Raw genomic sequence first — 21,350 nt, 5'->3', positions numbered from 1 at the left:
CGGATCCTGCAGCGGATACAGGGGCCCCGGCATCCCGTCCTCCCCGCCACCTTTGGGGCGACTCCCGCTCGCTCCAACGGGGGAGGACGAAATGGCGCGGGGACACCTGTGGGGGAGCCACAATGTCTCCGCGCCTTGCGGCCGCCGTCGATCGCCGACAAGCGGCGGTGGCCGCACTCGCCGCCAGCCACCTCACCTAGCACCTGGCCAAGGGTTGTGGGTCCCCTGGCGAAGGTGAGAGACAGTGGCGAGCGGGAGTTCCTATTTCGACGGCCAGCCGACCGCTGCGGCCTCCTCGGCGAGGGAAGTGCGTAGAGCGATCAGACCGGCCAGATCTGCATCGCGCACGAATAGCTCCATCAAGACGCCAGCTCGCCAGTAGCTCACCTCACGGACCGCGTCCACGATCTCCACGATCACCGCAGCCTGTTCAGGCGACGACGCGTTCATTGGGACACCTTCCAAGGGAGCACCAGAACCCGGAGGGATCCCACCCCCACTCTCCTCCCTTTGAGGAGCCCTTAACCGGAATTAGCCGTGCTAGTTCACCCGTTGACATGCAAGGATCACGAACAGGTGGCTGAGCCGCTCCGCTTGTGCGTCTGCCCTTGTGGGAGACGAGCAGGAAGGGGGCGCCTATCGGGCGGGCGACGCTCACGGAGTCGGGACTTAGGCGAGTCGGTATATCCGGGCGCCCTGGCCAGCGCGAGCGATGAGCCCGCACGCTTCGAGGCGCTTCAGCTGGTAGTGCACGGCTGACTTGCTCGTGAGCCCTACCTTGGTCCCGATCTCTTCGAGGGTGGGGCACTCCCCCGTCTCGGCTATAGCCTCCCTGATGCAGCGAAGGATCTGCTCCTGGCGCTCCGTGAGACTCACTGTCCGGCGCCGTCCGAGCGGGCACGCTGCCGTAGCGCGGCCCGCCCGGCGGGACTCAGCGGGTGCCGCGCCAGAGCCGTGGAGAGCGTTAGCAATCGGCGGCGCAGTGCAGTGCGGCCCGGACGCTGGGCGAGCTGCTCGTAGGTCGCGCTCCACTCCCGTTGCACGCGTACTAGATCTTCGGGAATCGAGGGGTTCATGGATTCACTAGATCGTATGTTCGATTTTTAGGTCAAGGTGAAGCACCACCACGAGATCGATCTCAGGTTTTGACCGTCGCTATGGCTTGGGCAACTCGGTGACAAACGTCCCGATGCCTGGCTGCATCTGCGCCAACCCCGAGGCTCGGAGCTCCGTGAGGACGCGCCGGGCCGTCATCTGCGCGATGCCGAACTCATCCTGGATCGCGAGTACGCCCGGCAGCTGACTCCCCGGCGGGTACTCCCCGTCAGCGATCCGCTGCTCAAAGAGCGCGTACACCTGCTTCCAACGCGGGATGTCCGGCTTCCAATCCATGATCCGAAGCTAGGCAGTACAAGCCTGATCGGCGAGACGAGATTGCCTGTCTTGCCTAGCTACCCTAGCTAGCTAGTACTACGCTGCGTGAACGAACAGCACCCCTGCGGTCGCGCGAACGACCCAGGGGCGTGGACGACTGGATGGAGTCGACGTGAACGAGCGTACGCAGGATCAGAACGCCCCGGACAGCCCCAACAGAGCCACGATGGCGCCGGTCAGCTACGGCTACTGCGCTTGGCACCTCGGCTATAGCGCCGACACCCGCGTCATCAACGTGCAGGAACAGGGCTCCGGGCCGGGGGGCGTGCAGTTCGCCTGCGGCCCCTGCCGCGAGATGTACGGCCTGGTCCCGTACGCCGACCAGCCATGAATGAGGCCTGGCGACCCAAACCGCCGCCCGCAAGGGAACTCAACGCCCGGCAGTACAGCGGCTGGCAGTGCTGCTGGTGCGGCGAGACCCTTGGGAAGGGGGCCCGATCCGCCGGTCGCGCCGAAGGGCACCTCGATGCACACGACTTGTCCATCGAGGTGTACGAGTGCGGCCCTCGCTGTCCGAAGCGCCCGGCGGAGTTCGAACAGAAGTAGCTAGGTTCGACTTCATGTGCCGTCAGTGATTGACGCCGCTCGAACCAGCCCCAGAGACCGCCAGTAGGGCCTCTGGATAGGTAAGTTCTCCTGCGGGGCGCTGAGCCATCCAACCAGAAAGCCGGTGCGCGGGAGCCTCAGTGCGCACGTGCTTGAACCCAAGCTGCTCGTAGTACCTGTGCAGTCCTGTGTTGGTTCGCCAAGTGTCGATGCGCAACCAATCCCGCCCCTCCAACGCTGCGAGTCGCGACATCCAGTCGACCACCCGGGCGCCCAACTGACGTCCGGAAGCGCTCCGGGCCACGATGAGTTTGTACAGGTGGAGCCCAGACTCCAGCACATCAGCGTCGGTCCAGAAGTCACGGTCTGCCGGGCCACGGCTCACCGTTGCGAGGATCTCGCCCGTCCCCGTGTCCACGACCACCCATGTGCGCCCGTCGTCGATGGTCGCCCGCCATTTTGCGATGGCTCGGGTGCCCGTCTCAGCGTCGTTCCACTGGTCGGTGTCCTTGTCCTTGAGCCACGCCTCAGCCTCCGTGCGGAGCGCCATCAGCGCGTCCACATCCGCGGGGCCGGCGGGGCGAAGTACCTCAGTCACTGTCGACTTCATAAAGGATCTTGTGCCTGTCTCCGGGGAGGATGGTGACCATGCAGCGAAGCGGCTTGCCGTCCGCGTCGTAGCCGGTCCGGGTGTGCTCAGCGATGGGTGTTGCAGCTGGGAGGGCGAGGAGCTCCGCCTCCTTCCGAGTGGGCATACGTACCGCGATCTCATCGCGGTACCGGGACTGGATCAGGCCCACGGAAGCTAGTACCCCGCCGGGCGCCGCCACGTCGCGGGGCTCCATCAGCGGTGTGCCATTGACGAGTTCCTGCGGGAAGTACGAGTCGGCCAAGGCATACGGCCGGTTGTCGATGTAGCGCACGCGCTGCCGACAGACGGCCAGCGCTCCGTCGGCAAGTTCGAGCGCCTCGTGAACGTGTTCTGGGGCTTCCACGATGCTCACGCTGATGTCCTGTCGAGGCGTCTTCCCGTCCTCTGTCACGGCGGTCGCCCACTGATCGCCAGAGGTCTTTCCCTCTACGGCGTTGGCGTGGCGGCTGCGGCTTTCCAGGGTCGACCAGTTCCAGATCACGGGCGGGTAGTCCTCCCGCACGTACTTGCCGGACCCCTGCCCGGTAACCACAAGCCCCTCATCGATGAGCAAGCGCACGCCCGCCCGGATGGTCTCTCGGCTGTATCCGTAGGCGGACATCATCTTGGATTCGCTCGGAAGGGCTTGGCCTCCTCCGAGCTCTCCGGAACTGATCTGTTCTCGCAGGTCAGCAGCCACTTCTTGAGATTTCGTCAGTCCCCGTCGCATCTGTGTGTTCCTTTCTACGCTCCGACTCCTCCATACAAGTTAGACGAGAAGGCTTGACCTTCCAAGGTCAGGGTGTGCAAACTCTTGCCACGGCCCACTCCTCCAGACAAGTCGGAAGAGGGGGCCCGTACAGAGCTATGGATGGACTGAAAGCGCTCGATGAGTCCCGTGAAGGCGGGAGCCCCGGCCAGGGGTTACCACGCTCATCGCATGCGATTGCAGCGCCCTGTGGCGCCTTGAGAACTCAACAGCGTGCCGACCCAGCCGCCTGAACACAGGCGGTCGATGGGTTCAGGAGGTCAGTCCGCCCCACCTCTGCAAGAGGGCGGATGCGCACGGGTCCTGTCTCCGTGCGTGGAACAGCGCAGCTCAACTGCTTCGCGGCCTACGGCTGCGGCCGGTTGCCTCCGCTGCTCGTCTCGTACGAGCAGCGCTGAGGGGAGCCGGAACACCCCTTCGTTTCCTGGGAGTCCTTCATGAGTACTGCTGTTGAGATCGTTTCGTTCGGCTACCTGCACGAGGCCCCACCCGCCGCGCACCTGACCATCGACCTGCGCCAGCACTTCCGCGACCCGCACGTATCACCGGAGCTGCGGTACATGACGGCGGATGACGAGCCGGTGCGTACCGCCGTGCTGGGCACGCCCGGCATCAGCGACCTGGTGGCGGCCACCGCCACAGCGGTCGCCGCGTTCGCCTCCGGTCCCAGCGCCGGAACGGTCACCGTCGCCGACGGATGCGCGGGCGGTCGCCACCGCGCCCCCACGTTCGCCCGTGCACTGGCCGAGCGGCTCACCACTGACGGGCATTCCGTGACCGTCGTCCACCGGGACCTGGGCAAGGCGGTCGTGCAGCGCTGACGGTTGCCCGCGTCGCCCGGTGATCCGGGCGGCAAGGGAGGCCGGACAGCCCCCTCCAACGAACATCCACGTCTCACAAGGAGATCGCTATGAGCTCGCGCATGTACTCCGGCATGACTGAAGACGAGGCCAAGCACGCCGCCTACACCGAGCAGATGACCGGCTCTCCCGACCACCACGGCCAGGGAATGACGGACCAGGGCGGCCACTACACGTGCCAAAGCAGCGACTGCGACGCCGCCGTCATCGTCGACCCGCCGTTCGTCCCCGGTGGCGTCAAGCGCTTCTGACCGAGCTTCATCGCCCCGATGGTCGCAAGGCTGGGTTCGACTCCCTGCCGGGGCACTGCGGTCGCACTCGCTGACCGCATCGCCGCACCGTGTGCGGCTTCTTCTCAACGGCGCGCACCCCCGGAGTTGCAGCTCCGGGGGTGCTGTTCGGGCCGTTGCCACCTGCTAGGGAGAACACGACCCATGGACCACATCGTCACTGTTCAGGCCGCTGTTACCGCCTTCGAGCCGTGGATGGAGCCCACGGCCGCTGAGCTGGAGGCCATCGAACGCGAGATGCCCGTCATCCTGGCGGATGTCGAGCTGCTGGACGCACAGATCATCACGTTGGACCGCACGCCGAACGAGCTGGACGAGCGGCGCCTTCGCCGGGCCCGCCGCAAGGCGCTGGCGGCCCGCGTGACGCTCGCCAACGCCGCCGCCACGGCTGCGGGGGTGGGCGCGTGAGTGCCACCGACTCCAAGCTGACAGCCGCGCACGCTGAGGTGAAAGCCGAGATCTCGCGGACCGACACCAAGACCAGCCTGCTGCTCGCCTTCGTCGGCGCCCTGCTCGCCGGAACCTGGACCATCGCCAAGGACGCGCCCCTGACTCTCCCCGCCTATGTGGTGGGCGGACTCGGTACGGCGCTGCTGCTCGCTGCGGCGGGACTGCTGCTGTCGTCGGTGCGCCCGAACCTGGGCGGTGCCCGCCCGGTCGGGTTCCCCCGGTGGGCGACGCTGAGCGCCGAACAGATCACCGCCGAACTGGCCGAGGACCACCGCGCGCAGCACATCGCGGAACTCTCCCGGATCGCGGTCGCCAAGTTCACCGGCCTGAAGCGGGCGGTCGACCTGACCCGCGTGGGCGGCGCGCTGCTCGTCCTCGCCGCCCTCATCGCGGCAGGGGGTGTACTGGCATGAACCGCAAGGGGAAGATCCTCCTGATTGCCGCGCTGGTCGCGGTCGTCGCCATGGCCTTTCGCGTCTCGTGGAACGCGCTGCGCGACATCGCAGGCGCGGTCGGCGCCGACGCCACTGCCGCCACGCTCTACCCGTTCGTGGTCGACGGACTGATGGCGCTCGCCCTGGTCGCCACTCTGGTGCTCGCCGGGCGGGATCGGACGTTCGCGCTGCGCGTGCTGGGCACCTACACCGGTGCCTCGCTGGTCCTCAACTACGTGCACGGCCTGGTGCCCGAACTGCACGGCCGGACGGTCGACTGGAGTCGACTGGCCGACTGGGACCCCGCCAACTGGGCCCTGGTGCTGCTCGCCACTTCGCTGCCGGTCGGGTCGATCTACTTCGGGTCCGATCTGGTCGCCAAGGTCCTGCACCACCAACCCGCCCCGATCGACCCTCCGACCGCAAATACGGAGGAATCGACCGAGATCGTGAGCAATCGGTCTACCGCTGACCTCCCCGAATCGACCCCCGAGCCGCGCGCTGCGAACCCCGTCGCGCTGCCGACTCCGGTTCCGGTCGGGTTCCTGAAGTCGGCGATGCCGCTCAAGCCCCTTCCCGCGATCGAGCCGACCCCGGTGGCGTCGATCGAGTCGCGTGCGGTGGCCGCAGAGTCGACCCGCACCCGCCGGGCAACCGGCCGCGTCCCCGACGTCGCCCGATCGCCCCGCCCCAAGCGCACCCCGGACGAGCTGCTCGACGAGGCCCGCACCGCAACGGCCGGATGGCCGGACGCGAAGCTGACCGCCGAAGGCATCCGGCTGGCCGTGCACACCTCCCCGAAGAACGCCCGCACCCTGCGCGAGACGCTGCGGGCCGAGCGCGCGGAGGCGGTGGCCTGATGGGCAAGCCTGATACCCGCCGCATCGACCGCGAGATCCGGGACACCACCCGCAAGCTCGAAGCAGCCCAGGGACGCCAGATGTGGCCGCTGACCGGCCGCGAGCGACGCGCCATCCTCGCCGCCTGCGCCAGCGGCTCCGTGACAGTCGCACGGGGCAAGAGCGGTGCCCGCAGCGAGGAGAGCGCCGACACCGCGTGGAACGCGGCCACCACCCGCCTTCAGGCAGAGATCACCGCCTTGCAGGCCGAGCGGCAGCGCCTCGTGAACGAGGCCGCCACCAACAAGGCCGCAAAGAAGTCCTCGGGGTGGTGGTGAGCATGGCCGCCAAACCCGCGCCTGGCGGTGAGTGCCCGCAGTGCTGGCAGCACGCCCACGACAAGAGCATCCACCGCCGCCTCAGCCCCGGCCAGGACTGCCTGCCGTGTCTGGACCACCTGCACAACGGCTGCCCCTACCTCGTGCCCAAGTAGCCCCGCTGGCCGTGAGCGCACCCCCGCCGGGGCGGCCCCTCCTCCACAGCCGCCCCGGCGCCCCTCAACTTCCCGCCCCGGAAGGGGTAGTCAGGAGTTTCTCCGTCATGAGCGAGAACGTCGTTCACCTGCACAAGAACCCCGACCCGCCCGCCGCCGGCACCGCGACCGTGACCACGCTGAGCGTGGTCCCCGAGCCCGCCGCCGCGCCGGTCGTGCCGCTGTGGGTGCGCTCCGGACGCGCAGTGCGCCGGATCGCCACCGACGAGCGCACCACCACGGCCGCGCGAGCGATCGCCCGCCACAGCATGTACGTGTTTGGCGGGGGCCGGATCGTGGCCCGCCGCACCTGGGACGGCCGCACCGGCTCCCGCTACGAACGCATGCTGCGCGCGGCTGAAGCCGCTGGCAACTACGAAGTGGCCCAGGAGTGGGAGGAGCGCCTCCAGCGCTTCCGCGACGCGCGCCACCGCCGCCGCATGGACCTGCTCCACTCGCCCGTGGACGCGGCCAAGGGCGCCCTGGTCGGCACCGGCATGGGCATCGGAACCCTGGTCGCGCTGGGCATCGTGATGGCCATCAACAACGGCAACGTCACCGACGTCATCACCCCGCTCGCCGCAACGATCGAGTTCATCGGCCTGCTCATCCGGATCGTGCAAGTCGTCTGGGGCCCCGCCCTGACGATCGGCCCGTTCCTCGCGCTGCTCGCCCTGTGGGCCGTCGGCCGCAAGCAACAGGCCGCACCCAACTGGGCGCTGCCCGCCAACATCCGCAACGGCGAGGGCGAGCCGATCACCCCATCCATCGTGGTCAAGGCCCTGCGCGACCTCGGAGTGCCCGCGCTGCGCAACGCCATCAAGGAGATGGGCGACGCAGGCGCGGCCATGCTCGGCCCGATCACGATCGCCGGATGCGGCGTCGAGGTCGACGTCACCCTGCCGTCCGGGGTGTCGACGATCGAGGTGCAGAACAAACGGCGGAAGCTCGCGGAGAACCTGACCCGGCACGAGCACGAAGTGTTCATCACCATCCCCCAGGCCGCCCGCACTGTGCGGCTGTGGATCGCTGACTCCGGGGCGTTGGATGAGCCGATCGGGCCGTCTCCGCTGGTCACCGACGAGACGATGACCGCCGATTACACCAAGGGCCGCGCTCCCTGGGGCAAGGACCTGCGCGGCGACGCGGCGGCGCTGAGCCTCTACCAGCGCCACCTGCTCATCACGGGTCTGTCCAACCAGGGCAAGACCGTTGCCCTGCGTTCCCTCGCGCTGTGGGTGGCGCTGGATCGGTCGGTGCAGTTCCTGATGGGTGACCTCAAGGGCGTGGGTGACTGGGGCATGTTCGATGGCCTGGCCACCACCCTCATTCAGGGGCCGACCGATGAGCACGTCATCCAGGTCACGGAGATGGTCGAGGGCGCGGTGGAGGAGATGAACCGCCGCATTCAGGCGCCGCCCGGAACCGTGTTCCCGGCGCTGATCGTGCTGGTGGATGAGGCGCAGGTGGCGTTCATGTGCCCGGCCAAGGACGACGAGAAGCGGCCCTACGGCGGCTCCAAGGCCAACTCCCGCTACTTCATGGCCGTCCGCAAAATCCACAACCAGGGTCGTGCGGTCAACGTCCTGATGTGGCAAGGCACTCAGGACCCCACCAACGAGAACCTGCCCAAGCTGGTCCGCGAGGGCGCCCACACCCGCGCCTCGCTCGCCCTGGGCACGGAGTCGCAGGCGCGCATGGCGCTGGGGGACAAGGCGGTCGACGGCGGGGCCGCGCCGAACCTGCTGCGTCCGGGCCTGGATCAGGGAACCCTGGTCGTCGCGTCGTCCGGGATCGACATTCCCCAGGGGCAGTCGTCCATCACGGTGCGCACGCACTACATCGACGACGACGCGGCCGAAGCCATCACGGAGCGCGCCAAGGCCCTGCGCGACGGGGTCACCACCCTGCACGCCATCGAGCGGGGCGAGGAGCGCGACCCGCTCGCTGACATCGCCGCCGTGCTCGGCACGTCCCCGCGGCTGCTCACCCAGGACGTCCTCAAGCGGCTCGCCGCTCTCAACGCGGACGCCTACGGCAAGTGGTCCTTCGTCGACCTCAAGCGCGTTCTGGACGGCACCGGGGCCGAGCCCTACAAGTCCGACGGCCGCATGGTCATCGCCGCCGACCGACTCGCCCGCGCCCTCGCCAACCGCGACGGCGAGGGTTCCGCTTCCGCCTCGGAGTAGAGGGAGGCGGGCCCGTTCAGGTCAGGGAGGCAGGGAGAACTCCCTGACCGCCTCCCTGGCCCGCATCCCTGGCTCTGACCTGCATGAATGATCGCTCAGGGAGGCAGGGAGGCCCGCAGGTCAGCCCCCCTGAAACCCCCTCGACACGCCACCCGGCAGGGGGTGCCTCCGCCTCCCTGCCCCATCTCGGAAGGTATTCCGCATGCATCCCGAGACACCCCCTCAAACCCACGCCCCGAGCCCCGGCCTGAGCGAAGCCCAGGCCGAAACCGAGGCCCGCCGGATCATCGCGGACGCCTACCGGCCCACCGCCTACCGTGACCACTCGCCCCTGCCCGCCCACGGCGACGCCCCGGCCGTGGCTCAGCCCGGGCGGCCCCCGATGAGCCAGGGCGCCACCGATGCCAGCGTGCTCATGCTCGCCGGGGGCGCCACCACTGCCATGGTCGGCGGCACGGCGGCCGTGCTCATGTACGTCTCCCAGTTCGCTGACCCGGTCGTCTGCGGCCTCGTGTTCGGCGCCCCAACGGTGCTCGTGCTCGCCCTCGCCCGGCTCGCCAAACGTGCCAAGCCCGCCCCGGACATCCACCACCACTACGAAGGCCCCGTCTACCAGGACCGCCGCAACGTCCACAGCCGCACCAGCGGCGTATGGGCCAAGACCAACAACCAGCAGTAACGCCAAGGGCGGCCCCCGTCTCGCCAAAGTCCGGGGCCGCCCTTGTCCACCTGATCCCTACAGAACCTGTGGAGGAGCCCAGCATGACCCAACTCACCGCCAACCGGCGAGAGCGCCACCGGCCGTTACTGCCCGCCGAGCACCTGCGCACCGCCCTGGACCTCGCAGACGCCGGTGTGCCCGTCCTGCCTCTGCGGGCGGGGAAGGTACCGTTCGGCAACTGCCGGACCTGCGCAGGCAACGCGTGCGGCGGGCGGCCGGACATGAAGACTCCCGGCCCGTGCGCCTGCCCGGCGCCCTGCCACGGCTGGGCCGCCGCCACCACCGACCCGGCCGTCATCAACTCCGGCATCTGGCGGCGCGCCTGGGCGCAGGCGTCCGCCATCGCCTACCACCCCGGCGGGGCCGGTCTCACGGTCGTCGACCTCGACGACGCCGACGCGATCACGTGGGCCCGCGAGACCCTGCCCGCCACCCGGACCGTGCCCACCACCCGGGGCGAGCACTGGATCTACCAGGGCGCCATGCCCTCCGCTAACGCGGTACGGCCCAGCGTCGATATCAAGTCGTCCATGCAGTACGCCCGGTGGCTCGGCCCCGGCACCGGCACCATCACGGCCCTGCCCGAGATCGTGCGCACGCTGGCCGTGAAGGAACCCGCCACGGCCCGCCCGGTAGCCATTGCCGTGCCCGCACCGGGCGGGAGCGGGCAGTGCCCGCACCGCACACCGACCTACCTGGAACGTGGCCTCGCCATGGCCGAACAGCGCATCACCCAGGCCCGCGAGGCGGTGCACGCCACCGTCTACCGCACGTTCCTGGCCGTGCTCTCCGTCCACGGCCGGTGTGGCTGCCTCACCGACGCCCACGTCGCACGGCTGTTCATCGCCGCGCAGGCCAAGGGCGAATCCGCCCGGCACTGCACCGAGGCGTGGAACAACGCCCGCACCGCACTGGGGATGTGAGCCATGTCCGAGGACGAGAAGAACCCCGCCCGCGAGGTCATCACCGACTACGCGCAGGCCCACTTCCGGTACTTCCGCACCGCCGACGGAACCGTGTACGCGCAGAAGAACGGCCACCCCGTGGCCCGCCCGATCCGCTCCCAGGGCACCACCGGCAGCCACCGCCAGGAGCTCATGGTCGGCCTGTTCAAGGACGGGCGCGGTGTCTTCAACGGGACCGCGCTCAAGGAGGCGTTGGACTTGATCGAAGCGCTGGCACTGACCGAGGACGTACAGCCCGTCCACATCCGCGTCGCGCCCGGATTTGACGGGGCGACGTGGCTAGACCTGGGCCGCAACGACGGACAGTCCGTCCGTATCCACCCCACCGGCTGGGACATCACCGTCCCCGACCCGCGCGAGGTGTGCTGGCGGCGCACCCAGCTCACCGGGGAACTGCCCCTGCCCGCCAAGGACACCGACGGTAAGGGCATCGACCTCCTGCTGCGGCTGTGTAACTTCGCCACCGCCGAGACCGAATGCCTGGCCATCGCCTGGCTCATCGGCTGCCTTGGGCCCTCCGTGCCCGTCCCCGCCCCGTTCCTCACCGGCCCGCAGGGCGCGGGCAAGTCCACCGCGGGCCGCATGCTCGTGCGCATCGTCGAAGGCATGAGCAGTGACCTGCGCCGCGCCCCCAAGGACGAGGAGAACCTCATCGCGGCCGTGGCCGCCGGATGGGTCACCGCGCTGGACAACCTCTCCCACATGACCCCGGACCTGTCGGATGCGATGTGCTGCATCGTCACCGGTGCCGAAAGCGTCAAGCGCGCCCTGTTCACCGATGGGGACGTGGTCCGGGCCCGCTACCGCCGCCCCATGCTGCTGACCGGGATCGACGTCGGCGTCATCCGGCCCGACCTCGCCGAACGGCTCCTCCCGCTGCGTCTGGAACGGCCCACCGTCCGACGCACCGAAGCGGAACTGTGGGCGGAGTACGCGGAAGTCCTGCCCGTCGTGCTCGGCTCGCTCCTGGACCTCGCGGTCAAAGTCCGCGCCGCCCACGCGGAGACGCCCACCGATCTGCGGATGGCCGACTTCGCGCACCTGTGCGCGCAGCTCGATGAGGCCACCGGCCTGGGAGCACTGGGCGCCTACCGAGCCAGCCTGGACGATCTCAACGACGACGTCATCGAGGGCGACCTCCTCGCGCAGACCGTCCTGCGGCATGCCGACAGCTTGGAGCCGGGTACAGAGCAGCGGATGACGTCCACCGAGTGGCTGCACCTTCTCAGCGGCCTCTACAGCGATGAGGGATCACGTCCTTTGCCCAAGGGCTGGCCGACCACCGGCAAGGTCCTCTCCGACCGCCTCAAGCGCCTCCAGCCCACCCTCGCCGCCCGGGGTGTCCTCATCGATGCGGGCCGCACCAGCAAGGGCCGCTACCTCGAAATGACCCGCCTGACCGCCCCGCCGCCCTCTGAGCAGAAGCGGATGTTCTAGCCCGTGACCCGCCGTTCACCCGGACAAGCAAGAGGAGCACCACCTGCTGGGGCGTGCTCCTCTTGCTGTTCGGCGGAACGCCGCCTTAGGACGTGCCGCGCAGCGGCTCCTTCTTTGCGCTTTGAGGGCACCGCACTACAGCAGATGCCCCTTCTTTTGTCCTAAGAGGAGAGACGCTGCGTCATCTGCGTCACCGACGCTGGTAAACGGCTCTTGACCTGCTGCTACAGCGATGACGCAGACGCCAGTCTTTGCGTCATCCTGCGTCATCTGCGTCACCCGATGACGTGGTCCATGACGCGCTGATGACGCATCCTCTAGCCGCTGCGTCAACCAAAACACCAGGTCAGACGCTCCGGTGACGCTGATGACGCTATGACGCAGAAATTCGCACCTCGGACACACGCAGCCTTCCGCGCCTAGCGGCAACGTGACTCGACCCCCTGAGGACGCCTTGAGCCGAACCCGTTCCGCTTCACCTGACCCCCGCTCCACCCTCCGGGGCGGCTTGCCCGACCGCTACCTCACCCCTGACGACATCGCCGAGATGTTCGAGGTGCCCAAGGAGACCGTCTACCAGTGGCGCAGGAAGCGCACAGGGCCGCCGGGCTTCCGCATCGGCAAGCACGTGCGTTACGACCCGGCCGACGTACGCGACTACGTCATGGAACGCCAGAAAGCCGACGCTGACGCCGCCTGACGTCCGCACGAGATCACTCAACTTCGCAGGGAGGGCCGCCACGCGGCCCTCCCTGCGTGCGTCAGAAGGGACCGCCGCCACATGGCTGGCCACATCCAAGACCGCTGGTTCAAGACCGAGACCAACGCCGACGGCAAGACCGTCCGGGCCAAGACCGACCGCCACGGCAGCGGCCTCCGTTACCGGGCCCGCTACGTCGGGCCGGACGGCTCCGAGAAGTCCAAGAGCTTCCCCGACGGACAGAAGCGCCAGGCCGAGAAGTGGCTCAGCGCCATCGAGACGGACATGACACGCGGTCAGTACACCGACCCGAAGTCCGTACGGATCACGTTTCGGCAGTACGCGGAGAAGTGGTTGGACAGCAAGACCTCCAGTCGGATGGGCCGGAAGGAACTCGGCCGGCGCCTGCGGTTGCACGTCTACCCGGAGATCGGCTCCCGGCCGGTCGGGACCTTCCGGCCTGAGCACATCAGGGAGCTCCTGGTCGCGCTGGAAGTGAAGCCCGGTGTGGGCCCGTCCTATACCCGCAACATCTTCGCGGACGTTCGATCCGTCCTGTCTGCTGCTGTCGATGACTCTCTGCTGTCCCGCAACCCTTGCAGCGCGCGGACCGTGCGACTGCCCAAGGTTGACGCGCACCCGGTAGTCCCATGGGTGCCCGACCAGGTGTTCGCCGTTCGAGCGGCCCTTCTGGAGCCGTACCGGGCGATGGTCGACGTGGGTGCCGGGTGCGGCCTGCGTCAGGGCGAGATCTTCGGCTTGGCGGAGGACGCCATCGACGCCGACGGGCAAACGCTCCATGTGGTCCGACAGATCAAGCACGTTGAAGGACGCCCGGTGTTCGCTCTTCCCAAGGGCGGCAAGAAGCGGGACGTGCCATTGCCTGATTCCGTGGCGCGAGCCCTCCGGGTGCACATGGACGCCCGCAAGCCCGTGGAGATCACGTTGCCGTGGGATACGCCGGAGGGACCGAAGGTGTCCGCCCGGCTGATCTTCACCGCTGAGCAAGGGGGCATGGTGTGGCGCAGCAACTTCAACGCCAAGGACTGGAAACCCGCGCTCGCCAAGGTGGGATTCATCCCGGAGGCTGAGGAAGGGGAACGCTACGCGGGAGCCCGCGAGCACGGCATGCACGCCCTGAGGCACTTCTACGCCTCCGCCTTGCTGGACGCGGGCGAGAACATCAAGGCCGTCAGCGAGTACATGGGGCACGCCGATCCGGGGCTGACGCTGCGGGTGTACGCCCATCTGATGCCCGATAGCCGGGAGCGCGCCCGGCGCGCCATCGACCAGGTCTTTGGAGCCCTCTCCGCAGGCGATGACGGCCCACAGACGGCCCAGTGAGGCGCGGACGGCCCCTGAACTGCACCTCTGAGCAGGTCAGGGGCATTTGCCCCGCGAGAACCCTCTGAAGTTCCTCAACTCTGCTTTGGGCCGGGATGTGCGGGGGCATTCCCCTTTCACACGAGAAGCACGAGGCAAGAAGAAGAAACAAGAAGAAGAAACAAGAAGAACAAACAAGCAGAAGAACGCTGACCCACGCGGACCCACGGGGGGCCTGCTTCGGGGGAATGGAAAGGGGCGTGGAGGTCATGGTCTTGGTCTTCGTGGTGATCGCGGTGGCTCTGGTCGTCGGACTCGCGGTGTACGCGGGCCGGGGAAGCGCCGGCGGTTCGGGGTCCAGTGCGGCCGGTGCGGCGGGGTCCGGCGGCAGCTGGTGGGCCGGCGGTGGTGACAGCGGGGGTCACCACGGCGGTGGCTCATGCGGTGGTGGTTCGTCCTGCGGCGGCGGTTCTTCGTGCGGCGGCGGTGGCGGTTGTGGCGGTGGCGGAGGCAGCTGACACGGGGCAGCTGGTCCGTCCATCTGTTGAAGTGCCCGGTGGGAGGCAACTCCTGCCGGGCACTTCGTCGTTGAGTCATTGAACAGTTGAACTGTGCAGCCCCCGCGGGGGTGGAAACCCTCCGAAGTTGGGTAAAAGCGCAGTGGCAGTGCAGCAGTCCATGATTCCCTCTTAACCGTCAGCACCGCCCTCGGACGGACGACTTGGACATCAAGGACGTTCTCGTGGGCACGAGCCGGCATTCCGACCGCCCGGTCTCCGACCGTGCGCGCCGGCCCCACCTCCATTGCGTGTTAGCGGAGCCGACCCATGCTCACGACCCTGAAGACTGTCTACACCGACACGTGCGCCGCGGACCTTGCCTGGACCCTTGGGCGCGAGCCGCTGCCCGCCCTAGCCACACTCGAACTGGAGCTCTCCGACGCGAGAATGGAGCTCAGGCTCCTCGGCGCGTCGCACCAAGTGATCCTCGAAGAGGAGCAGGGCACCTGCTCCGAGACCGTCGCCTGCATCCCCGGCAGCAGTACGCCACTCCCGCTCGGCGTCTCCAAGCGTCTGGGCGAGTGGGAGTACGAATTCGCGGCGCGCGTCGAAACCCTCTCGCGCGGCCAGTTCGCGGGCCGCGCACAGGAATTACTCGCCCTGGTGGCCGACCACCCGCGGGGCCTGGCCGGGGTCTTCCCCGGCAGTCCGCACGCGTTCACGGCCATGCTGGCGCAGCGGCACGACGGCGCGGTGCAATGGCGCACCTGGCACGCCTACCCGCAGGACGGACAACTCGTGGCGACCCGCACCCGCGTGGGTGTGCGCATGCCGGCAGTGCTCTGACATTGCTCTGACATTGCTCTGGCGGTGCTCTGACCACCGCGCCCCGCAGACATCTCATATACACCTCCGGCGTCGAGTTGCATCCTTGTGGGTGACTGGATGTGCGAGTGCGGTGACGTAGCGTTCCCAAGGTGATCGAGCCGTTAACGCATTTACCGGTGACACCAAGGACGGGGCGGTTCCTCGTCCTGGTCGGCGTCTTCATCTGCGCGGCCTGCGGTCTGGTGTACGAACTCGAACTCGTCGCCCTCGCCTCGTACTTGATCGGCGACTCGGTCACGCAGGCGTCGGTGGTCCTCTCGGTGATGGTCTTCGCCATGGGCATCGGCTCCCTGCTCGCCAAACATCTGCGGTGCCGCGCCGCGGTCGGCTTCGGGCTTGTCGAGGCCGCGCTCGCGCTGGTCGGCGGACTGAGCGCGATGGCGCTGTACGCGGCGTTCGCCTGGACCGGCGACCGGGGCGAGGTCTGGGCCAGCGGCTCGCGCTACCTCCTCGTCGCGTTCTCGCTCGCCATCGGCCTGCTCATCGGCGCCGAAGTACCGCTGCTCATGGTGCTCATCCAGCGGATCAGACGGCAGGACCCCAGCGGCGCGGTGTCCGACCTGTTCGCCGCCGACTACGTGGGGGCGCTGGTGGGCGGTCTAGCCTTCCCCTTCCTCCTGCTCCCACTGCTCGGCCAGCTCAGCGGTGCCCTGATCACCGGTGCGGTCAACGCGCTGGCGGGTGGCGCGCTCGTGTTCGGCCTGTTCCGCAAGGACTTGAGTGTGCGGGGCCGCTGGGCGCTGCTCGTCGCGAACGCCACGGTCCTGGGCCTGCTCGCCTCGGCGGCCGTCCTCGTCGGCGACTTCGAGGAGGCGGCGCGCCGGGCGGTCTACGGCAAGGACGTACGGGTCGCCGTGCAGACCGACATCCAGGAAGTGGTGCTCACCGGCGGCAGGCGCGACTCGCTCGACCTCTACCTCGACGGGCGGCTGCGCGTCAGCGGCCGTGACGAGCACCGCTACCACCGGGCGCTCGTCGGCCCCGCGATGAGAGGACGCCACGCGCGCGTGCTGATCCTCGGCGGCGGCGACGGCCTCGCGGCGCGCGAGGTGCTGCGGCATCCGGGGGTACGCCGGGTGGACGTCGTCGAACTCGACCCGGGGGTGGTGCGGTTGGCGCGGCACGACCCGGCGCTGAGCGAGCTGAACGAACACGCGTACAGGGACCCCCGGGTGCGGGTGGTGCAGGCCGACGCGTTCCGCTGGCTGCGCTCACCCCCTCGTACGTACGACGTGGTGATCTCCGATCTGCCCGACCCCGGCATCACCGCCAGCACGAAGCTCTACTCCCAGGAGTTCTACGGCCTCGCGCGCCAGGCCCTCGCCGACGGCGGACGCCTCGCCGTGCACGCGGGGCCGATGGCCGACAGGCCGCGCGTCTTCTGGACGGTGGAGGCGACGCTGCGGGCGGCGGGGCTGCTCACCGAGCCGTACCGCGTGGGCGGCAGGATCTCCGGGTTCGCGGCGGGCCCCGACCGGACGGCGGAAGGCGCTTCCGCGCCGCGCGACTGGGGCTTCGTCCTGGCGGCCAGGTCCCGCCCGGCCCTCGAACCGCCCGGGACGGCGGCGCTGCTGCGGGTGGGCGTGGAGTCCGCCGAACGGACGCGGATGCGGGGCCTCACCCCCTCCACACTGGTGCACCCGCGGTACGCGAACTGACGAACTGACGTACATGTTCTCGGCCACGTGGGTAGGCTCGACTGCCATGGAGCATGAGGTGTTCGTTCCGGTTCCCGCCGACCGTCTTCAGCAGGTGCTGAGCGACCCCGAGCAGGTCGCTGGGGCGGTGCCCGGCCTTCAGCGTGACGCCGACGAGTCCGCGTCGCCGCTCTCCGGCCGTCTCAAGGTGCGGGTCGGCGGGCACACGATCACGTACCGCGGTGCGGCGCGGGTCGCCCGCCGCGGCGAGGGTTCCTTCGCGATCGAGGGCGAGGGCGTGGAGGTGCGGGGCGGCGGCTCCGTGAAGCTCTCGCTGACGGTGCGGCTCGAATCCGCCGGTGACGGCGCCGGGACCACGGTGGTCTTCGCCGGTACGGGTGCGGGGGAGGGGCGCGTCACCGAAAGTTCTCCACAGGCTGTGGAGGGCGCGGCGCGGCGGCTCCTCGAGCGATTCGCCGAGGGGCTCGGCCGGGCGGCCGAGCCGAAGCCCGAGCCCGCGGCGCCCGAGCCGGAAGCGGTGGTCGAGCCGGTCGATCCGCCCTCCGTCTTCGAGACGGAGGTGCCGCCGTCGTCGTTCGACGACACCGCCGACACCGCCGACACCGCCGACACCGCCGACACCGACGTGGAGATCGAGGACGTCGTGGTGCCTCCCGCCGAGGCAGCGCACGCCCGGCGGACGATGATCGGCCGCAGCGCGGAGGAGGTCGACCACGCGCCGCCCCGCGGGCGGTACGCCCCGGCGCCCGCCGCCGAGTCGATGTCCACGAGGGCCACCCTGCGCTGGGCCGCGCCCGCGGCCGCGGTGGTGCTGGCCTCGGCGATCGTCGCGGGCCGAGCACTTCGCCGCAGGCGCTGACGCAGGCCCCTGGCCTTTGACCGCCGGCCCCCCTGGCTGCCGGCCCCGGCGCCTTGCGCGCCGTAGATCACCGGCTCCGCCGGGTTCGTCCTCAAGCGCCGGGCGGGCCGGAAACGGGTTCGTCCTCAGACGTCGGGCGGGCTGGGCGCCCAGGGGCCCGATCTCTGGCCGTAAGGTCGACCCCGTGAGTAGCGAAGACGTGACACTGACCGCGGGTGACGCGGAAGTTACCGTGCAGGCGGGGAACGGCTGCCGGATCGGGAGCCTTCGGGTCGGCGGGACGGAGCTGTTGAGGCAGGGCGAGCGCTACGGCTGCTTCCCCATGGCCCCCTGGGCCGGCCGCATCCGTGACGGCAGGTTCCGCAACGGCGGCACGGTCCACCAGATGCCCCTCAACTCCCCGCCGCACGCTATCCACGGCTTCGCGAGGGACGCGGCATGGCGCACCGCCCGCGCGGGCAAGAGCGAGGCGGCGTTCACGTACGACCTGACCGACCCCTGGCCCTACGAAGGCCGCGTCACGCAGATCGTCGCGCTCACCGAGGACTCCCTGACCCTCACGCTCGGCATCGAGACGTACGGCGACTCCTTCCCGGCCCAGGCGGGCTGGCACCCGTGGTTCAACCGGAACCTGGGGCAGGAGGACGTCCGCATCGGCTTCGAGCCCGCGTGGCAGGAGGAGCGGGGCGAGGACCACCTCCCCACCGGCAACCGCATCGCCCCCACCCCCGGCCCCTGGGACGACTGCTTCGGCATGCCCGACGGGGTCGACGTCACCCTCACCTGGCCCGGCCGGCTCGCGCTCACGGTGAAGAGCCGCGAGCCGTGGGTCGTCGTGTACGACGAGCAGGAGGCCGCCGTCTGCGTGGAGCCGCAGACCGGCCCGCCGAACGGCCTGAACACCCTGCCCCGCCTGGTCACCCCCATCGACCCCCTGGAAGCGTCGACGACCTGGACCTGGGCGCGGCTTTAAGCTGACAGGCATGACTGACGACGTACGTGGCGCCCTGCTGCAGCAGATCAAGGACAAGGCCGTGGTGCACGGCAAGGTGACCCTCTCCTCGGGTCTCGAGGCCGACTACTACATCGACCTGCGCCGCATCACCCTCGACGGCGAGGCCGCCCCCCTGGTCGGCCAGGTGCTTCTCGACCTCACCGCCGACCTCGACTTCGACGCCGTGGGCGGCCTCACCATGGGCGCCGACCCCGTCGCCGGCGCGATGCTGCACGCCTCCGCGGCCCGCGGCAAGCGGCTCGACGCCTTCGTCGTGCGCAAGGCCGCCAAGGCGCACGGCATGCAGCGCCGCGTCGAGGGCCCGGACATCAAGGGGCGCCGCGTTCTCGTCGTCGAGGACACCTCCACCACCGGCGGCTCCCCGCTCACCGCCGTCGAGGCCGTGCGCGAGGCCGGTGCCGAGGTGGTCGGCGTCGCGACCATCGTGGACCGGGCCACCGGCGCCGGCGAGAAGATCACCGAGGGCGCCGGGGTGCCGTACCTCTTCGCGTACTCCAAGGACGACCTCGGCCTGGACTAGGGCCGGACCGGATCCGGTGTCCGCCGGGCGGCCGGAGCCGCCCGGCAAGTCTGGAAAGATGGGGGCGACGATGACGTCGCCCCCTTAGGTCAGGGCCAAGCACACACCCGCACATCACAAGGAGCGGACACATGCCCATCGCAACTCCCGAGGTCTACGCCGAGATGCTCGACCGGGCGAAGGCAGGCAAGTTCGCCTACCCGGCCATCAACGTGACCTCCACGCAGACCCTGCACGCCGCGCTGCGCGGCTTCGCGGAGGCCGAGAGCGACGGCATCATCCAGATCTCCACCGGTGGTGCGGAGTTCCTGGGCGGCCAGTACAACAAGGACATGGTGACGGGCGCCGTGGCCCTCGCCGAGTTCGCGCACATCGTCGCCGCGAAGTACGACATCACCGTCGCGCTGCACACCGACCACTGCCCCAAGGACAAGCTGGACACCTACGTCCGTCCGCTGCTCGACGTCTCCGCCGAGCGCGTCAAGGCCGGCCGTGACCCGCTCTTCCAGTCGCACATGTGGGACGGCTCCGCCGAGACCCTCGCCGACAACCTGGCCATCGGCCAGGAGCTGCTCGCGAAGGCCGCCGCCGCGAAGATCATCCTTGAGGTGGAGATCACCCCGACCGGTGGCGAGGAGGACGGCGTCACGCACGAGATCAACGACGAGCTCTACACCACCGTCGACGACGCGCTGCGCACCGCCGAGGCCCTCGGCCTGGGCGAGAAGGGCCGCTACCTCCTGGCCGCGTCCTTCGGCAACGTCCACGGCGTCTACAAGCCGGGCAACGTCGTCCTGCGCCCCGAGCTCCTCAAGGACCTCCAGGAGGGCGTCGGCGCGAAGTACGGCAAGCCGGCCGGTTCGCAGCCGTTCGACTTCGTCTTCCACGGCGGCTCCGGCTCCACCGCCGAGGAGATCGCGACGGCCCTGGAGAACGGCGTCGTGAAGATGAACCTCGACACGGACACGCAGTACGCCTTCACGCGTCCCGTCGCGGACCACATGTTCAAGAACTACGACGGCGTCCTGAAGGTCGACGGCGAGGTCGGCTCGAAGAAGACGTACGACCCCCGGACCTGGGGCAAGGCCGCCGAGGCGGGCATGGCCAAGCGTGTCACCGAGGCGTGCGCGAACCTGCGCTCCACGGGCACGAAGCTGAAGTAGCCACACGGCAGGCACCACCGCGTCCGGATACGGGCCCGGCACCCTTCCCTGGGTGCCGGGCCCGTACGCGTATGGCGCAGACTGGAACCCATGGCCATTCACAAGGATCTGCTCGGGGGACCGCCCCCGACCCACCTGCCCGACGACCCGGAGCCGCGCGAGCTGCTCGCGAACGGCGCGGCGCCCGCCGACGTCGCGGCGAAGTACCCCACCTCCTCGCTCGCCTGGGCGCAGCTCGCCGACGAGGCGTTCGAGCGGGGCAGCGTCGTCGAGTCGTACGCGTACGCCCGTACCGGCTACCACCGCGGCCTCGACTCGCTGCGCCGCAGCGGCTGGAAGGGCCACGGCCCGGTGCCGTGGGAGCACGAGCCGAACCGCGGCTTCCTGCGGGCCCTGCACGGCCTCGCCCGTGCCGCCCAGTCGATCGGTGAGCAGGAGGAGTACGAGCGCTGCGCCGGCTTCCTGCGGGACTCCTCGCAGACCGCGGCGGACACCCTGGGCTGACGCCCGCACCCGCCCCGACCGGCGGAAAAACGTCAAGGACCTGCCCGGCCACCCTGTGTGACCAGGCAGGTCTTGCCGTTTCCCGGGATGTTGCGGAGGATGCCGGTGGGGACCGGGGCCCCC

26 protein-coding genes are annotated in these 21,350 nt (G+C 69.4%); 21 read left to right on the top strand and 5 right to left on the bottom strand.

The annotated features are described in order from the left end of the window. Positions 1-261: 261 nt before the first annotated feature. The 3 genes from OG302_RS20450 to OG302_RS20440 form a co-directional block, all read right to left on the bottom strand. Positions 262-450 (bottom strand): hypothetical protein, encoded by a 189-nt coding sequence (locus tag OG302_RS20450; RefSeq protein WP_371528100.1) that lies wholly within the window; start codon positions 448-450, stop codon positions 262-264. Positions 451-669: 219 nt separating this feature from the next. Next, positions 670-876, bottom strand: a complete 207-nt coding sequence (locus tag OG302_RS20445) for a LexA family protein (RefSeq protein WP_371528099.1) — start codon at positions 874-876, stop codon at positions 670-672. Between the two features lie 279 nt (positions 877-1,155). Beyond that, a complete protein-coding gene (locus tag OG302_RS20440; RefSeq protein ID WP_371528098.1) occupies positions 1,156-1,392 on the bottom strand; it encodes a GntR family transcriptional regulator in 237 nt (78 codons plus the stop codon). A gap of 154 nt (positions 1,393-1,546) precedes the next feature. Here OG302_RS20440 and OG302_RS20435 point away from each other — a divergent pair, with 154 nt between their 5' ends. Next, positions 1,547-1,765: a hypothetical protein gene (locus OG302_RS20435; RefSeq protein ID WP_371528097.1), complete on the top strand. Its 219-nt coding sequence runs from the start codon at positions 1,547-1,549 to the stop codon at positions 1,763-1,765. Positions 1,766-2,002: 237 nt separating this feature from the next. Here OG302_RS20435 and OG302_RS20430 read toward each other — a convergent pair whose 3' ends face one another. Further along, a complete protein-coding gene (locus OG302_RS20430; RefSeq protein WP_371528096.1) occupies positions 2,003-2,578 on the bottom strand; it encodes a GNAT family N-acetyltransferase in 576 nt (191 codons plus the stop codon). Continuing rightward, the gene (locus OG302_RS20425) at positions 2,571-3,311 is read right to left on the bottom strand and encodes a GntR family transcriptional regulator (RefSeq protein WP_371528095.1); all 741 of its coding nucleotides are present in this window, start codon (positions 3,309-3,311) and stop codon (positions 2,571-2,573) included. The genes OG302_RS20430 and OG302_RS20425 overlap by 8 nt, the downstream gene beginning before the upstream one ends. Positions 3,312-3,817: 506 nt before the next feature. On the opposite strand from OG302_RS20425, the gene OG302_RS20420 reads away from it, so the two are divergent. From OG302_RS20420 to OG302_RS20325, 20 genes are all read left to right on the top strand, one after another. Next, positions 3,818-4,201, top strand: coding sequence for an ATPase (locus OG302_RS20420; RefSeq protein WP_371528094.1), 384 nt, complete (start codon positions 3,818-3,820; stop codon positions 4,199-4,201). Positions 4,202-4,290: 89 nt separating this feature from the next. Then, positions 4,291-4,491 (top strand): hypothetical protein, encoded by a 201-nt coding sequence (locus OG302_RS20415; RefSeq protein WP_371528093.1) that lies wholly within the window; start codon positions 4,291-4,293, stop codon positions 4,489-4,491. A 183-nt stretch (positions 4,492-4,674) separates the two neighbouring features. Next, positions 4,675-4,938, top strand: a complete 264-nt coding sequence (locus OG302_RS20410; protein WP_371528092.1) for a DUF6284 family protein — start codon at positions 4,675-4,677, stop codon at positions 4,936-4,938. Further along, positions 4,935-5,393, top strand: coding sequence for a Pycsar system effector family protein (locus tag OG302_RS20405; protein ID WP_371528091.1), 459 nt, complete (start codon positions 4,935-4,937; stop codon positions 5,391-5,393). Before OG302_RS20410 ends, OG302_RS20405 begins: the two co-directional genes overlap by 4 nt. Continuing rightward, positions 5,390-6,274, top strand: a complete 885-nt coding sequence (locus tag OG302_RS20400; protein WP_371528090.1) for a DUF2637 domain-containing protein — start codon at positions 5,390-5,392, stop codon at positions 6,272-6,274. Before OG302_RS20405 ends, OG302_RS20400 begins: the two co-directional genes overlap by 4 nt. Then, on the top strand, positions 6,274-6,591 hold the full coding sequence (locus OG302_RS20395) for a hypothetical protein (RefSeq protein ID WP_371528089.1): 318 nt from the start codon (positions 6,274-6,276) through the stop codon (positions 6,589-6,591). The genes OG302_RS20400 and OG302_RS20395 overlap by 1 nt, the downstream gene beginning before the upstream one ends. 2 nt (positions 6,592-6,593) lie before the next feature. Next, entirely contained in the window at positions 6,594-6,746 is a 153-nt protein-coding gene (locus OG302_RS20390; protein WP_371528088.1) for a pRL2-8, read from the top strand. Positions 6,747-6,853: 107 nt separating this feature from the next. Next, positions 6,854-8,974, top strand: a complete 2,121-nt coding sequence (locus tag OG302_RS20385; RefSeq protein WP_371528087.1) for an FtsK/SpoIIIE domain-containing protein — start codon at positions 6,854-6,856, stop codon at positions 8,972-8,974. A gap of 202 nt (positions 8,975-9,176) precedes the next feature. Then, on the top strand, positions 9,177-9,653 hold the full coding sequence (locus OG302_RS20380; RefSeq protein ID WP_371528086.1) for a hypothetical protein: 477 nt from the start codon (positions 9,177-9,179) through the stop codon (positions 9,651-9,653). Between the two features lie 83 nt (positions 9,654-9,736). Next, positions 9,737-10,618 carry a bifunctional DNA primase/polymerase gene (locus OG302_RS20375; RefSeq protein WP_371528085.1) on the top strand — a complete coding sequence of 294 codons (882 nt, stop codon included), beginning with the start codon at positions 9,737-9,739 and terminating at the stop codon, positions 10,616-10,618. A 3-nt stretch (positions 10,619-10,621) separates the two neighbouring features. Beyond that, positions 10,622-12,097, top strand: coding sequence for an ATP-binding protein (locus OG302_RS20370; RefSeq protein WP_371528084.1), 1,476 nt, complete (start codon positions 10,622-10,624; stop codon positions 12,095-12,097). Between the two features lie 454 nt (positions 12,098-12,551). Next, positions 12,552-12,797 (top strand): helix-turn-helix domain-containing protein, encoded by a 246-nt coding sequence (locus OG302_RS20365; RefSeq protein WP_371528083.1) that lies wholly within the window; start codon positions 12,552-12,554, stop codon positions 12,795-12,797. A gap of 81 nt (positions 12,798-12,878) precedes the next feature. Next, on the top strand, positions 12,879-14,141 hold the full coding sequence (locus OG302_RS20360; protein WP_371528082.1) for a tyrosine-type recombinase/integrase: 1,263 nt from the start codon (positions 12,879-12,881) through the stop codon (positions 14,139-14,141). Positions 14,142-14,947: 806 nt separating this feature from the next. Then, positions 14,948-15,466 carry a DUF2617 family protein gene (locus tag OG302_RS20355; RefSeq protein ID WP_371528081.1) on the top strand — a complete coding sequence of 173 codons (519 nt, stop codon included), beginning with the start codon at positions 14,948-14,950 and terminating at the stop codon, positions 15,464-15,466. A gap of 131 nt (positions 15,467-15,597) precedes the next feature. Continuing rightward, positions 15,598-17,166, top strand: coding sequence for a polyamine aminopropyltransferase (locus OG302_RS20350; RefSeq protein WP_371528080.1), 1,569 nt, complete (start codon positions 15,598-15,600; stop codon positions 17,164-17,166). 46 nt (positions 17,167-17,212) lie between these two features. Then, the gene (locus OG302_RS20345; protein WP_371528079.1) at positions 17,213-18,025 is read left to right on the top strand and encodes an SRPBCC family protein; all 813 of its coding nucleotides are present in this window, start codon (positions 17,213-17,215) and stop codon (positions 18,023-18,025) included. 184 nt (positions 18,026-18,209) lie between these two features. Further along, positions 18,210-18,998: an aldose 1-epimerase gene (locus OG302_RS20340; protein ID WP_371528078.1), complete on the top strand. Its 789-nt coding sequence runs from the start codon at positions 18,210-18,212 to the stop codon at positions 18,996-18,998. A gap of 10 nt (positions 18,999-19,008) precedes the next feature. Further along, entirely contained in the window at positions 19,009-19,560 is a 552-nt protein-coding gene (gene pyrE, locus OG302_RS20335) for an orotate phosphoribosyltransferase (RefSeq protein WP_125514075.1), read from the top strand. Between the two features lie 131 nt (positions 19,561-19,691). Continuing rightward, a complete protein-coding gene (gene fbaA, locus OG302_RS20330; protein ID WP_361829147.1) occupies positions 19,692-20,723 on the top strand; it encodes a class II fructose-bisphosphate aldolase in 1,032 nt (343 codons plus the stop codon). Positions 20,724-20,813: 90 nt separating this feature from the next. Further along, positions 20,814-21,227: a DUF3151 domain-containing protein gene (locus tag OG302_RS20325; protein WP_361829148.1), complete on the top strand. Its 414-nt coding sequence runs from the start codon at positions 20,814-20,816 to the stop codon at positions 21,225-21,227. Positions 21,228-21,350: the final 123 nt, after the last annotated feature.

This window comes from Streptomyces sp. NBC_01283, from assembly GCF_041435335.1.
Lineage (GTDB): Bacteria > Actinomycetota > Actinomycetes > Streptomycetales > Streptomycetaceae > Streptomyces.
The sequence above is the reverse complement of the archived record's forward strand: the minus strand, read 5'-3'. Positions and strand labels throughout refer to the sequence as shown.

Coding starts and splice junctions, on each gene's coding strand:
- OG302_RS20380 (WP_371528086.1), top strand. CDS start 9,177: ATGCATCCCGAGACACCCCCTCAAACCCACGCCCCGAGCCCCGGCCTG.
- OG302_RS20415 (WP_371528093.1), top strand. CDS start 4,291: ATGAGCTCGCGCATGTACTCCGGCATGACTGAAGACGAGGCCAAGCAC.
- OG302_RS20375 (WP_371528085.1), top strand. CDS start 9,737: ATGACCCAACTCACCGCCAACCGGCGAGAGCGCCACCGGCCGTTACTG.
- OG302_RS20400 (WP_371528090.1), top strand. CDS start 5,390: ATGAACCGCAAGGGGAAGATCCTCCTGATTGCCGCGCTGGTCGCGGTC.
- OG302_RS20385 (WP_371528087.1), top strand. CDS start 6,854: ATGAGCGAGAACGTCGTTCACCTGCACAAGAACCCCGACCCGCCCGCC.
- OG302_RS20410 (WP_371528092.1), top strand. CDS start 4,675: ATGGACCACATCGTCACTGTTCAGGCCGCTGTTACCGCCTTCGAGCCG.
- fbaA (WP_361829147.1), top strand. CDS start 19,692: ATGCCCATCGCAACTCCCGAGGTCTACGCCGAGATGCTCGACCGGGCG.
- OG302_RS20390 (WP_371528088.1), top strand. CDS start 6,594: ATGGCCGCCAAACCCGCGCCTGGCGGTGAGTGCCCGCAGTGCTGGCAG.
- pyrE (WP_125514075.1), top strand. CDS start 19,009: ATGACTGACGACGTACGTGGCGCCCTGCTGCAGCAGATCAAGGACAAG.
- OG302_RS20395 (WP_371528089.1), top strand. CDS start 6,274: ATGGGCAAGCCTGATACCCGCCGCATCGACCGCGAGATCCGGGACACC.
- OG302_RS20360 (WP_371528082.1), top strand. CDS start 12,879: ATGGCTGGCCACATCCAAGACCGCTGGTTCAAGACCGAGACCAACGCC.
- OG302_RS20420 (WP_371528094.1), top strand. CDS start 3,818: ATGAGTACTGCTGTTGAGATCGTTTCGTTCGGCTACCTGCACGAGGCC.
- OG302_RS20440 (WP_371528098.1), bottom strand. CDS start 1,392: ATGGATTGGAAGCCGGACATCCCGCGTTGGAAGCAGGTGTACGCGCTC.
- OG302_RS20325 (WP_361829148.1), top strand. CDS start 20,814: ATGGCCATTCACAAGGATCTGCTCGGGGGACCGCCCCCGACCCACCTG.
- OG302_RS20370 (WP_371528084.1), top strand. CDS start 10,622: ATGTCCGAGGACGAGAAGAACCCCGCCCGCGAGGTCATCACCGACTAC.
- OG302_RS20345 (WP_371528079.1), top strand. CDS start 17,213: ATGGAGCATGAGGTGTTCGTTCCGGTTCCCGCCGACCGTCTTCAGCAG.
- OG302_RS20450 (WP_371528100.1), bottom strand. CDS start 450: ATGAACGCGTCGTCGCCTGAACAGGCTGCGGTGATCGTGGAGATCGTG.
- OG302_RS20355 (WP_371528081.1), top strand. CDS start 14,948: ATGCTCACGACCCTGAAGACTGTCTACACCGACACGTGCGCCGCGGAC.